The following is an 11,854-nucleotide window of genomic DNA, read 5'->3' as shown; positions in this document are numbered from 1 at the left end:
TCGCGTTCGTCTCGTCCGTAGACTATGACAGATTCCGAGAAGTATTCAACAATAGAATCCCGGACCGATTAGGGAATTGATCGGTCAACGCTTTAATCGGCGATAGGCCACGAATGAAGAAGTATCACGAGTCGTGACGCCCCCGCCGACGGTCTGGACCACATCGCGACTGAGGACGGTCCCGACCGCCTCCCAGCCGAGCCGTGCCTGTTCATTTAACGTCCGCTCGTAAAACGCGGCTCGTTGCTCTTCGGTCATCCGTTCGCCGGGGTTGTATGAGAAGACAGCTACCTTGTATTCCCAGGCCGGCTCAGTCCGGACCTTTTGGGCCCTGACCAGCGGAGTCAGGATCACCCCGTTGGCGACTAGCCCGAGAATCCCACCGACGATCAGCCCGACCCATAGATTTCGACGCATTTCACCCTCCCCGATCAGTCCAGAGTGCCCACTTCAGAACTCGACCTCGACCCATGCTCGCCGCTGATTCGTTAGGAGGCCACTCCTTTACGCATGAGATTTCCGGAAATACTCTGTTGGTCCCCCCCATCGATTTCAGATCTTATCGAGAAGGGATGTCCGCCCAGACTCGGCATGTCCTTGACCCACGATAGGGAATGTCGGTCATTGGGTTCGTTTTTCGGAGATCCCGCAGCGTGAATTGGGTTCGTTTTTCCCAGAACTACTCCAGGATTCGTGAGAGCAAGGGGAATGGACGCCGGGCCAGAATCTGAAGATTGGGTTCGTTTTTCCTGGCGAGTTACCTTCGTTTCCGATTCGACCACCGGGCCTTGCTGATCCGCTCAAGACCTTTGTAATTCAGGACTTGGCGAATTGCCCATCTCCGCCTCTTCGCTTATGTTAAGTGGCCCGAGGCAGACCCTTAAGGACCGACCGGAGGCCGATTTCGATGCGGATCGCGATCCTGACCAACGAGTACCCTCCGAACATCTATGGCGGCGCCGGGGTTCATGTCGAATATCTGACCCGTGAGCTGGCCCGGGTCGAGGGATGCCATCATTCCCTCGATATCCTCTGCTTCGGCGACCAGCAGTCTGATCGGGGAAACGTCCTGGTCCGGGGAGTGCATCCCGACTTTGTCCTCCCCTACCGGGATCCGAAGCACGCGAAGTTCCAGGACACGATGCTCCGCAATCTGGAGATGGCCGGGTTACTCGGCGATGTCGACGTGGTCCACTGCCACACCTGGTACACCCACCTGGCGGGATGCCTGATTCGTCAGCTCACCGGGGCGAGGTTGGTCCTGACGACCCACTCGCTGGAGCCGCATCGGCCCTGGAAGGTCGAGCAACTTGGCACCGCCTACCGCGCCAGTTCCTGGGTCGAGCGGACGGCCTACGAGAATGCCGACGGAGTCATCGCGGTCTCGGCTTCGATGAAGGAAGACGTTCACAATCTCTACGGGGTTCCTCGCGAGAAGATCCGGGTCATCCACAATGGGATCGACCTCCACCAGTACCAACCGAGTCCGAATCCGGAGGTCCTGGCCAAGTATTCGATCGATCCGGACAAGCCGTTCGTCCTATTCGTCGGGAGGATCACCCGTCAGAAGGGGATCATCCACTTGGTCGAGGCGATCAAGTGGATTCGCGAAGGGGTCCAGGTGGTCCTCTGCGCGGGGGCGCCGGACACGCCCGAAATCGGCCGGGAGATGGCCGACCGGGTCGAGCAGGCCCGATTGGAGAGCCGGAATCCGATCCTCTGGATCCCGGAGATCCTGTCCAAGGAAGAGATCATCACCCTCTATACGCACGCATCGCTATTTGCCTGCCCGTCGGTCTACGAGCCGTTCGGTATCATCAACCTGGAGGCGATGGCCTGCGGTACTCCAGTTGTGGCCTCCGCGGTTGGCGGGATTATCGAGGTCGTCGTACCCGGCAAGACCGGGCTTCTCGTGCCGATCGACGCCGGAGGGGGAGCCGATTTCGAACCGAAGGATCCGGCGAGATTCGCGAGAGACTTCGCCGATGCGATCAATACATTGCTCGACGACCCCGGGCGTCTGAAAGAGATGGGAGAACGCTCGCGCGAGCGGGTCGAACACTTCTTCAGTTGGACCAGCATCGCGCGATGGACCATGGACTTCTACTGGGATCTGGTCCAGGCCTGAATCCGCCATTCGCACGAGATCAGGCCCGCTCCAGGTTCTTCGACTGGGCCATACCCGGGACGATAGGGGCTTGCTCGAAGAAGGTATCTCGATCCCGGATGATGGCCTGGGGGATGAGCTGGTCACTCTGGTTCGAGACGCCGGAATGCCTTCGGATGGCCGTACCGATGGCCATGACCTCGACCAGACCCGCGCCGATCTCGTGGATGAAGAGCTTGACCCCGATCACCCCGTCGGCTTTGAGGCTTTCGGCCTCGATCCGGATATGATCCAGGCAGTTTTCGCGGGCGTCATAGACCATCCTGGTTACTTCGTCGACCTCTCCCCGGCTGAAAGACCGGAAGAAAGCATTCACGCCACCGGCGAAACCCAAGGCATAAACACTTGTTCCCAGGACCAGTCGGAGCGGCCCGTATCCCATGGCGGTCAGGTTCCAGAGTTCTTCCCCGGTCAACTCCGAGGTATACGGGATCTTCGGGCTACCGAGCATCGGATTATAAGAACCGGTGCCGACCATCAACATCTCTCGGACGCCCGGCCCGAACGGAATGATCCGGGTGATGATGTCCACCACGGCATTACACCCGCGCTCGGCGGCCTCGGCCTCGAGACGTTCTAGGGCGAGGTGCCGGGTGTGGTTGTACATGTCGGAGAATTCCTTGATCTCACCCCGGCGAGCCAGCATCTTCAAGCCACCCGAGATCCCCCGGCCGATCCCCAGCGCATAGGCCACGTTCCCCATCACGAAATGGCGAGGCTCATACCCCGAATCGAGCTGGCAGAACAGATCCTGGCCGGTGCAGGCCGTCGAGAAGAATGGCCCGGATGACCCCTCGGATTTGACCGAAGATCCGATCGCGATGAATTCCAGGAGCGTCCCGAGGCTCCTGAGGTCGGAAGTCACGCCCGTCAATCCATCGGCGGATTCCTCCCTAGCTTCTGTTTCCAGGCGATTGATGGCGGAGTGCCGACCGTCGACGATGAGTTGGGTGATGCTCTCGATCTCCCCGCCCGACAAGGTTTTGAGCCCGCTGGTGATCCCTCGGACAAATCCGAGCGAGTGGACGCTATTGCCCACGACAATATTCCCGGGGGCAAACCCCTTCTGGGCCAGGCAGTAAATTTCGTTCCCGGAAAGACCCGTGATGAGCATCGAATAAATCCCATTGAAAGGTACGCGGAAGTTCGCTCGGAAGGGGGAAGACCCTCCGATGATCGCGAACCAATATATCCGGCCTGAACTTGGCCAGGCGATGCGCCGTGTGTAATGGTTTCGACGGCGGTGACCAAAGATTGATGAAAAGCGGGGAGGGCTGGGGGCTTTCCGCGATAAACAGGGCTGCTTCGACGGCAATATAATTGGTAAGATGGACCGGGACCGGATCGGAAAAGCATGTGCGAACTCTCTTAGTAAAGCGGGACTAACTCGTGCATTCCCTCTCGTTGAGACGTGAGCCCCAGCAATTGCGAGGGCTCCGGCGGATCGAGCAGATCCTCGATGCCGCCGACTCGCTGTTCGTCGAAATCGGATTCGATGCAGCAACGACCAATGCGATCGCCGTCCGGGCCGAGACCTCGATCGGTTCGCTGTATCAGTTTTTCCCGAATAAGGATGCGATCCTCAAGGCTTTGGCGGAACGTCACCTGGCGAAGATGCGAGCGGTGAACACTGCGCTCCTGAGCCCCGAAGTCGCCGCGATGCCGTTTCCTCAAGGGCTTCACCTGGCGATCGACACCCTGGCCGACTATCACGCGGCCAATCCCGGCTTCCGGCTCCTCTTTTGCGGGGCCATGACTACCGGGCAACTCGCTCGATCGGCGGACGATCTCCATGAAGAAGTCGCACAAGGTGCCGCGGGTGTCCTCCGGACGAGCTTGCCAGGACTAGAGCCCAATCAGGCCAAGTTAGTCGCGAAAGTGGTCGTCGAGACCGTACGCGCGATGATGGGGCTGGCCGCTACCTGCGATCCGAGTCTTCGACCCGAGGTCCTCGATCAGGCGAAGACGCTCTTGGTCCGCTATCTTCAGCCGTGGTCCAGCACCCCTCCGGAGTGATCGATGCATCGGTGGCTTTCCAGGGTCGTCGAGTGGCTTGGCGGGCACGAACTCGCGGTGCTCCTGGGATCTCTGGCCGTGGTCGGGGGAACTTGGGGATTTTTTGCCCTGGCGGATCTGGTCGTCGACGGACAGACCAAGGCCTTTGATACGCGGATCCTCCTGGCCCTACGGACACCCGGAGATCTTGCCCGACCGATCGGTCCCGCCTGGGTCGAGGAGATGGCCCGCGACCTCACCGCGCTGGGATCCACGGTCAATCTCTGGATCGCCACCCTGGCCGTGGTCGGTTTCCTGGCTCTTGATCGTCGATACGCGGCGATGAGCTTTGTCATCGGGGCCGTGCTGAGCGGTTGGGGGTTGAGTTTCCTACTCAAGTCGACCTTCGATCGACCACGCCCCGACCTCGTACCTCATCTGATGAGGGCCTATTTTTCCAGCTTCCCGAGCGGCCATTCGATGATGTCCGCCGTGGTCTTCGGCACGCTGGGAAGCTTGCTTTCTAGCCTGGTTACTCAGCGACGGCTAAAGGTTTATTTCCTGTCGATCGGTGCCCTGGCCTCGATCCTCGTCGGTCTGACAAGGGTCTACCTCGGTGTGCATTACCCGACCGACGTCCTCGCCGGATGGTCGGCCGGGCTTGCCTGGGCGACGCTTTGCTGGCTGATCGCCCGGAAATTGCAACAACGGGGGGAGATCGAGCCATCCGTCTGACTGGAACTCAACCGAGGTCGAACAGGAGGACCTCGGCCGAGGATTTTCCTTCGATCAGAATGGGAGAACCTCCATCGATCTCGGCCCCGTCACCCGACTGGAGCGTCTCACCTCCGACCTCAACCTGGCCGCGAAGTACCTGGAGCCAAGCCTGGCGACCGGGGGCCACTTCATGCCCGATCCGATCGCTCGGCTCCAGCTTCGCCAGGTACAGGGAAGCATCCTGGTGGATCGTCAAGGAACCATCTCGACCATCCACAGAGGCGACGACTTGCCACTGTCCTTGCCTGCCGGATTCCTCGAACGCTTTCTGCTCATAGCCCGGGGTCAGTCCCTTGCGAGCGGGCAACAACCAGATCTGGTAGAGATGGACAGGCTCTGTCGAGGAACCGTTGCGTTCGCTGTGGGCGATCCCGGTTCCCGCCGTCATTCGCTGGAGTTCTCCCGGAAGGATCGGCCCGCCATTTCCCAGGCTATCCCGATGCTCCAGGGTCCCGCTCAGGACGTAGGTCAGGATTTCCATGTCGTGATGAGAATGCATGCCAAACCCGGTCCCGGGACCGAATCGATCCTCATTCATCACGCGGAGGGACCGGTAACTCATCCGCCTTGGGTTGTAATAATCGCCGAACGAGAACGTGTGATAGGTATCGAGCCAGCCATGATCAAAATGGCCCCGATCGCCCGATCGCAATACGCGGATTGACATGACCTCAAACCTTTCCGATAAGAACCCGATGGACGTGGTTCATCGCGAACGACTCGTCTCGGATCCACATCAACAGGTTGGGAAGCAGGTCAAGGGGTAACCCTGGAATGGTCGGTTACCCTTGCAGAGGTCTCTAGGATGATCTGATGGCCCCGATCCGACCCTCTCAAGAGGTAATCCATTGAGACTCGTCGTGACGATCCTCTTCCTGTCGAGCCTGTGCATGCCCGACGATGGTCAATGGACACCACAGCAGAGTGGGACCAGGGAGAGACTCAGGGGTCTATCCGTGGTCGACAACGAAATCGCCTGGGCGAGTGGCGCCGGGGGAACTTGCCTCAGGACCATTGATGGCGGCAACCATTGGCGACCGATTCCGATTCCGAATGCGTCCGATCTGGACTTCCGCGATGTCGAGGGCTTTGATGATCGATCGGCATGCCTGCTCTCGATCGGACTCGGCGAATCGTCGAAAATCTTTCGGACCTACGATGGCGGGGCGAGTTGGACGACGCAATATACCAACCGAGATCCGAAAGGCTTCCTTGATGCTATCGCGTTCTGGACTCCGGATCATGGTCTCGTCCTCGGCGATCCCGTCGATGGTCGGTTCGTGATCCTGAGGACCGTGGACGGGGGTAAATCGTGGAATGAAATTCCTGAAGCGGGAATGCCCTTGGCCCTACCGGGTGAGGGGGCTTTTGCCGCAAGCGGGTCTTGTTTGGTCGTTCATGGAGATTCCGACGCCTGGTTCGGTACCGGAGGAGGGGCCTCGGCCCGCGTTTTTCATTCGGGAGACCAGGGGCGGACCTGGGACGTCTCGAACACTCCCATCCGCTCAGGAATTCCCTCGGCGGGGATCTTCTCGCTCGCTTTTTTCGATCAGCTCCGAGGGGTTGCGTTGGGGGGCGACTACAAGGCCGAGGATGATTCCCGGCAAGTCTACGCGATGACCGAAGACGGGGGCCGAAGCTGGACCAAACTGGCCGAGACATTCCCCTCGGGATTCCGTTCAGCCGCGGCTTACTTACCCAACTCGAAGGGATCGACCCTCATCGCCGTCGGTCCCTCCGGGTCGGATTTGTCGGTGGATGCTGGTCGAAACTGGTCGAAATTGAGTCGGGTCGGATTTCATGCCTTCCAATTCGGTCGAGACGGATCGGTCGGATGGGGAGCTGGCGAATCGGGGCGGATTGGTCGGCTCAACCTCCCGGTTTTCACGAAGCCCTGAGGCTCGCTCAAGGGCGGCCGCCCGGATCGCGACCCTCTGTGATCGGCGTCTCAGTGGCGTTACCCCAGTCGGACCAGCCGAGGTAAAAGTTCCGGGTGGGGAATCCGAGTCGCTCGAAGGCGAAGGCGTCCACTGAGGAGCGACCTCCTCCCTGGCAATGCGTGATTACGGGCTCTCCAGGCTTGATCTTCATGGCCTCGACCTTGCCACGAAGGGCGGATTCTTCGAGGAATCGGCCTTCCGCGTCGACCAGTTCCGACCACTCCAAACGACAGGCGCCCGGGATGTGACCCGCTCGTTTGGCGAGCTTACGTTCTCCCGCGTACTCCGCCTGACTCCTCGCGTCGACGATCGTCGTTTGGCCGGCCTTCAGGGCGTCCATTACGTCCGAACGGCTGGCATGGCGGTCGGCCCGGATCTGGACAGGAAAAGCCCGGGGCGGAACTTTGGGGATCTCGGACGTGACGGGTCTTCCCTGCGACTTCCATAGCTCGAAATTGCCATCGATTAGGCCCACTTTCTCGACCCCGAGATAACTCAGGAGCCACCAGATCCGGGCCGCTCCGAGCTGACGGGTTCCGTCAAAGACCAGGACTTCGGTTTCGGGCTCGATTCCCAGTGGAGCGAGCCAGCTTTCCCAGGCGGCTTTGTCCGTCAGGCCGTCCGGCCGGGCAGCCAGGCCCTCGGCCGCATTCAAGTCGACCCAGACAGCGCCGGGCGCATGGGCTTTATCGTACTCAGCTCGTGATCGAGCATCGAGCAGACGGCTCCCCGGCTTGGAGAGTTGATTCTGGACCTCGTCGAACGTCGCCAGTCGACTCGACGCATCGACCTTGCCGACCGCCCCTACCAGGATCCAGGCCGCCAAGGCGCCCGCGATTCCGAGTTTGCTATTGGCGATTACGATTCGCGACATTGGTGGACTCCTTGTTGGCTTTGTGATACAGAGTTGAGGCGTATTTTCAGGATCGGAGCAACGGATTGATCCCGACGTCCATCTCATTTCTTGATGATGGGCAGACTTCATCCGAGGGGAAGTCTTCTATTGAGAAAGCCGATTTTAACCTGGGTGTTAATCGCTTACATGCTCTTCATGCTAGGCCTGACGCTCGGCGGATTCTATCAGGTTCGGGCCCCCAGAAATCTCATCCCGTTGAAAAGCATGGCCTTCGACCTCCGGGCCGGAGGCCGTCATCTCGTCATCAATTTCTTGGGTAATATCGTCGCGTTCCTGCCGATCGGCTTCTTGATCCCGAAGGTCGTCGGGCAGGGCCGACCCTTCCGAACCGTTTTCCTGCTTTGCTTCGCGTTCAGCCTTTCGATCGAGTTGCTTCAAGGATTCTCAGGACGACGTGTCGCCGACGTCGACGATGTGATCCTGAACACAATCGGCGGGCTCGCAGGATGCTGGATCGGCCAGGGATGGTCAGCACTGATGCTCCGTCGGGCCTCAGGATGATGGGTCTCATGATGAGATTGGGAAGATTCCCGCTAGCGAAGGCACGTCTCGATTCCTCCGGGCATCCTGTTGTCGAATTTGTTCCTGGTTCCAAGAATGGGGTTGTGAACAAGGGGCCCGGAGGACATTCCGAGGTCTGGCAACGGGGATGAGGTCTACCTTGAGTGTATTCGAGATGAGGCAGTTGGGCGGCTCCGATGTCAGGGTCACGCCCGTCATCTTCGGTGCCTGGGCCGTTGGCGGCTGGATGTGGGGAGGAAGCGACGAGGCCGAGTCGATCGCAGCTATTCGTGCGTCGATCGATCATGGGGTGACCACGATCGACACGGCGGCCGTATACGGTCAAGGGTATGGCGAGGAAGTAGTCGGTAAAGCGATCCGAGGACTTCGCGATAAGGTTCAGATCGCCACCAAATGCGGGATGAGGTGGGATGCCGAGGGAGGCTCCGACCCCTGGCAGACCCAGGATCGCGAGGGCAACACGATCACCATTCGTCGGAATTCCCGACCAGATAGCATCCCGGTGGAGTGCGAGCGGAGCCTCAAACGGATGGGAGTCGACGTGATCGACCTCTACCAGGTCCACTGGCCCGATACCACCACGCCCGTCGAGGAAACCATGGCCGCTCTGGTCAAACTCCAGGAGCAAGGCAAGATTCGGGCGATCGGCGTCAGCAACTACGATGCAATGTGGATCAAAAAGGCTGCTGCCGTCTCACCTCTGTCGAGCCTGCAACCCCCTTACAGCCTCATCCAACGCAAGATCGAGAAGGAGATTCTTCCACTCTGCCGGGAACATGGGATTGGCGTGATCGTCTATTCGCCGATGGAGCGAGGACTCCTGACTGGATCGGTCCCGCCCGATCGAGTCTTCCCGCCCGGCGATCACCGGACCCAGCACAAGTTCTTCACCGTTGATCATCGCCGGAGGGTGATGGATACCCTCGACAAGGTCCGCCCAATCGCCGAAAAGCATGGCGTGAGCCTGGCCCAGATGGTCATCAACTGGACGATTCAGGAACCGGGGATCACCGCCGCCATCGTTGGCGCCAGGAATTCCGAACAGGCTGAGCACAATGCCAAAGCGCTCTCGTTCCGGCTGTCCCCGGAGGAATGCTCCGAGATCCGCAGGGCTTTCGATGAAACCTCGGCGGCGATGATGGGGGGCTAATGCCAAAATAGAATAGAGAAGCCGATGCCCCGATCATTACCGGGAGCATCGGCATTTCTCGATCAGAGTTGTTTGATCGACTTTCGTCGGAGGACGAAAAGTCCAGCGGCGCCGATCGACAATAGCGCGAGGCTCGAAGGCTCGGGTACAGCCCCACTCGGCGGCGGCCCGTTGCTCGTCCCTGGGCTCCCTGTCAGGGTGGGATTATCGAAATTGAGCAATTCGATGTCGGGGCTACCGTCATAGGTCCGGGTGAACCCGGCTGGGAGGAACGAACCATCGGGGCCGACGACGAGATCCGCCATGATCGAAGTGCCGGCGCGATTTGCCCCGCCCAGATCGGAGTTGTTGTCCACGACCAAGACCGAGTTGACGATCGAATTCGAAGCATCGGCCAGGATCATCGTGTACGAACTATTCTCGATGGCATTGGACGGGAGGAGATAATCTGCCGTGACGCCGAAGAGGCTTTCAGCCAGCGAGTTGGCGAAGAGGTAGAACCCCCCGGCGTCCAGCGTCGTGCCGGCTGCGATCACATAAGGTGAACCGCCGTCGGCTCCTCCGAAAGGACCGGTTCCCACGTCACTGTCCCAGAGTTCAATTTGCCAGTTGCTGATATCAACGGCATTGGGGCCGGAATTGTAAAGCTCGATGTACTCGGAGTCAGCTCCTGAGGTGCTTCCGAGGACTTCGTTAATCAGGATGGCTCCCCGACCTACGCTGGGTGCCATGGCCAGGACGGTAAGGGTCAAGGCTGCAGTGAGGAATCGATGGGACACGATGGAGTCTCTCCTTGAGAAGTCATCGATGTTAAGCCGTGGAGTCGTGTCTGCACCTCAAGAGTGGAAGGGTAACTTTGCTCGAAATCTCGAAAAATCGATGAGATCAGGAACAGCGGGATGTCGCGGCTCATTCGCCCCGAGCATTCATGGCACCGTAGAGAATCCTGGGTTAGGTCTCAAATGAAAGTTTGAAGAAGCTCCGCTAAATCGCAGGTAGGGCACTCCCTAACTTGCCGGAGTCGTAGCTATCATCCGGTCAGCGAGTCATTTACAGTAAGCGGATCTCGAGAACCTACCGACGAATCGTGGTGATTTAAGGAAACGCGATGGCGAGTTCGGGTCACTCTGTCGAGCGAGCTTACTCACTTGCGAAGGATCGGTATGCCGAGCTCGGGGTCGACGCCGATCTGGTGCGCGATCGACTTGGAAGGTTGTCGGTCTCGCTCCACTGTTGGCAAGGAGATGACGTCGGCGGATTCGAGCATTCGGGAGAAGCTCTAGGGGGTGGGCTGGCCGTCACGGGGAACTACCCGGGCAAGGCTCGAAACCCCGACGAGTTGCGATCCGACCTCGAAGCGGCTTATCGACTCATCCCGGGCCGACATCGGCTCAATCTCCATGCCAGTTATGCGGAGACGGGTGGTCGGCGGGTCGATCGAGACGAGGTTCGCCCCGAACACTTCCTGGGATGGATCGACTGGGCGAAATCCCACGGGCTGGGCATCGACTTCAATCCTACGTTCTTCTCTCACCCGAAGGCGGCCGATGGCTTCACGCTATCACACCCCGATGAGGGAATCCGCCAGTTCTGGATCAATCACGGGATCGCCTGTCGGGAGATCGGGCAAGCCATCGGCAAGGAGCTGGGGTCGACCTGCATCACGAACATCTGGATCCCCGACGGTTCCAAAGATACTCCGGTCGATCGCAAGGGGCCTCGCGACCGACTGGCCTCCTCGCTCGACGCGATTCTCTCCTCGCCGATCAACCCCGAATTCAACCGCGACGCGGTCGAGTGCAAGCTGTTCGGGCTGGGGTCCGAGTCCTTCGTGGTCGGTTCGCATGAATTCTATCTGGGTTATGCAATCACTCGCGAGACGCTACTCTGCCTCGACGCCGGCCATTTTCATCCGACCGAAGTGATCTCGGACAAGCTCTCGTCGGTCCTTTGCTGGGTCGACGAAGTCCTGCTGCATGTGAGCCGAGGTGTCCGGTGGGACAGCGATCATGTGGTCACGTTTTCCGACGAATTGCAGGCCATCGCACTGGAGGCCGTCCGGGGGGATTATCTCGATCGGGTCCGGTTCGGGCTCGATTACTTCGACGCGAGCATTAACCGGGTCGCCGCCTGGGTGATCGGCACCCGAGCCTTGCTGAAGGCCTTGATGCTGGCCTTGCTCGAACCGATCGGGATGCTCCGGCGTTTCGAGCAAGACGGCGATTTGACCGCCCGGCTGGCATTGCTGGAGGAATGTAAATCACTCCCTTGGGGGGCCGTCTGGGACAAGTATTGTCTCGATCGAGGAGTGCCGATCGGTCGAGCCTGGCTCGACGAGGTTCGGGATTATGAGTCGGAAGTCCTGTCGAAGCGTGCCTAAGTCGGAG

The 11,854-nt window shown here is 59.6% G+C and carries 11 protein-coding genes; 6 read left to right on the top strand and 5 right to left on the bottom strand.

Annotated elements, in window-relative coordinates:
* Nucleotides 1-84: 84 nt before the first annotated feature.
* Nucleotides 85-417 (bottom strand): hypothetical protein, encoded by a 333-nt coding sequence (locus P12x_RS20550; RefSeq protein WP_435006583.1) that lies wholly within the window; start codon nucleotides 415-417, stop codon nucleotides 85-87.
* 490 nt (nucleotides 418-907) lie between these two features.
* Here P12x_RS20550 and glgA point away from each other — a divergent pair, with 490 nt between their 5' ends.
* The gene (gene glgA / locus P12x_RS20545) at nucleotides 908-2,128 is read left to right on the top strand and encodes a glycogen synthase (protein WP_435006582.1); all 1,221 of its coding nucleotides are present in this window, start codon (nucleotides 908-910) and stop codon (nucleotides 2,126-2,128) included.
* 19 nt (nucleotides 2,129-2,147) lie between these two features.
* On the opposite strand, the gene P12x_RS20540 is transcribed toward glgA, so the two are convergent.
* Nucleotides 2,148-3,281 (bottom strand): heavy metal-binding domain-containing protein, encoded by a 1,134-nt coding sequence (locus tag P12x_RS20540; protein ID WP_435006581.1) that lies wholly within the window; start codon nucleotides 3,279-3,281, stop codon nucleotides 2,148-2,150.
* A gap of 275 nt (nucleotides 3,282-3,556) precedes the next feature.
* Here P12x_RS20540 and P12x_RS20535 point away from each other — a divergent pair, with 275 nt between their 5' ends.
* Both P12x_RS20535 and P12x_RS20530 read left to right on the top strand, forming a co-directional pair.
* Nucleotides 3,557-4,183: a TetR family transcriptional regulator gene (locus P12x_RS20535; protein WP_435006580.1), complete on the top strand. Its 627-nt coding sequence runs from the start codon at nucleotides 3,557-3,559 to the stop codon at nucleotides 4,181-4,183.
* Nucleotides 4,184-4,186: 3 nt separating this feature from the next.
* Complete coding sequence (locus P12x_RS20530; protein ID WP_435006578.1) at nucleotides 4,187-4,897, top strand: phosphatase PAP2 family protein; 711 nt, start codon at nucleotides 4,187-4,189, stop codon at nucleotides 4,895-4,897.
* Nucleotides 4,898-4,904: 7 nt separating this feature from the next.
* Here the strand turns inward: P12x_RS20530 and P12x_RS20525 are convergent, their stop codons facing one another.
* Both P12x_RS20525 and P12x_RS20520 read right to left on the bottom strand, forming a co-directional pair.
* Nucleotides 4,905-5,606, bottom strand: coding sequence for a pirin family protein (locus P12x_RS20525; protein WP_435006577.1), 702 nt, complete (start codon nucleotides 5,604-5,606; stop codon nucleotides 4,905-4,907).
* Nucleotides 5,607-6,844: 1,238 nt separating this feature from the next.
* Complete coding sequence (locus P12x_RS20520) at nucleotides 6,845-7,753, bottom strand: sulfurtransferase (protein WP_435006576.1); 909 nt, start codon at nucleotides 7,751-7,753, stop codon at nucleotides 6,845-6,847.
* A gap of 153 nt (nucleotides 7,754-7,906) precedes the next feature.
* On the opposite strand from P12x_RS20520, the gene P12x_RS20515 reads away from it, so the two are divergent.
* The gene (locus tag P12x_RS20515; RefSeq protein ID WP_435006574.1) at nucleotides 7,907-8,296 is read left to right on the top strand and encodes a VanZ family protein; all 390 of its coding nucleotides are present in this window, start codon (nucleotides 7,907-7,909) and stop codon (nucleotides 8,294-8,296) included.
* Nucleotides 8,297-8,456: 160 nt separating this feature from the next.
* Entirely contained in the window at nucleotides 8,457-9,467 is a 1,011-nt protein-coding gene (locus tag P12x_RS20510; RefSeq protein ID WP_435006573.1) for an aldo/keto reductase, read from the top strand.
* A gap of 62 nt (nucleotides 9,468-9,529) precedes the next feature.
* Here P12x_RS20510 and P12x_RS20505 read toward each other — a convergent pair whose 3' ends face one another.
* Nucleotides 9,530-10,246, bottom strand: a complete 717-nt coding sequence (locus P12x_RS20505) for a lamin tail domain-containing protein (protein ID WP_435006572.1) — start codon at nucleotides 10,244-10,246, stop codon at nucleotides 9,530-9,532.
* Between the two features lie 329 nt (nucleotides 10,247-10,575).
* Between P12x_RS20505 and P12x_RS20500 the strand changes: the two genes are divergently transcribed.
* Complete coding sequence (locus P12x_RS20500) at nucleotides 10,576-11,847, top strand: L-rhamnose isomerase (protein WP_435006570.1); 1,272 nt, start codon at nucleotides 10,576-10,578, stop codon at nucleotides 11,845-11,847.
* Nucleotides 11,848-11,854 lie beyond the last annotated feature (7 nt).

The sequence above is a fragment of the Tundrisphaera lichenicola genome (genome assembly GCF_051175385.1).
GTDB lineage: Bacteria > Planctomycetota > Planctomycetia > Isosphaerales > Isosphaeraceae > Tundrisphaera > Tundrisphaera lichenicola.
This window is presented reverse-complemented; position numbering and strand designations above follow the sequence as displayed.

Coding starts and splice junctions, on each gene's coding strand:
- P12x_RS20550 (WP_435006583.1), bottom strand. CDS start 417: ATGCGTCGAAATCTATGGGTCGGGCTGATCGTCGGTGGGATTCTCGGG.
- glgA (WP_435006582.1), top strand. CDS start 908: ATGCGGATCGCGATCCTGACCAACGAGTACCCTCCGAACATCTATGGC.
- P12x_RS20540 (WP_435006581.1), bottom strand. CDS start 3,281: ATGCTCATCACGGGTCTTTCCGGGAACGAAATTTACTGCCTGGCCCAG.
- P12x_RS20530 (WP_435006578.1), top strand. CDS start 4,187: ATGCATCGGTGGCTTTCCAGGGTCGTCGAGTGGCTTGGCGGGCACGAA.
- P12x_RS20525 (WP_435006577.1), bottom strand. CDS start 5,606: ATGTCAATCCGCGTATTGCGATCGGGCGATCGGGGCCATTTTGATCAT.
- P12x_RS20520 (WP_435006576.1), bottom strand. CDS start 7,753: ATGTCGCGAATCGTAATCGCCAATAGCAAACTCGGAATCGCGGGCGCC.
- P12x_RS20500 (WP_435006570.1), top strand. CDS start 10,576: ATGGCGAGTTCGGGTCACTCTGTCGAGCGAGCTTACTCACTTGCGAAG.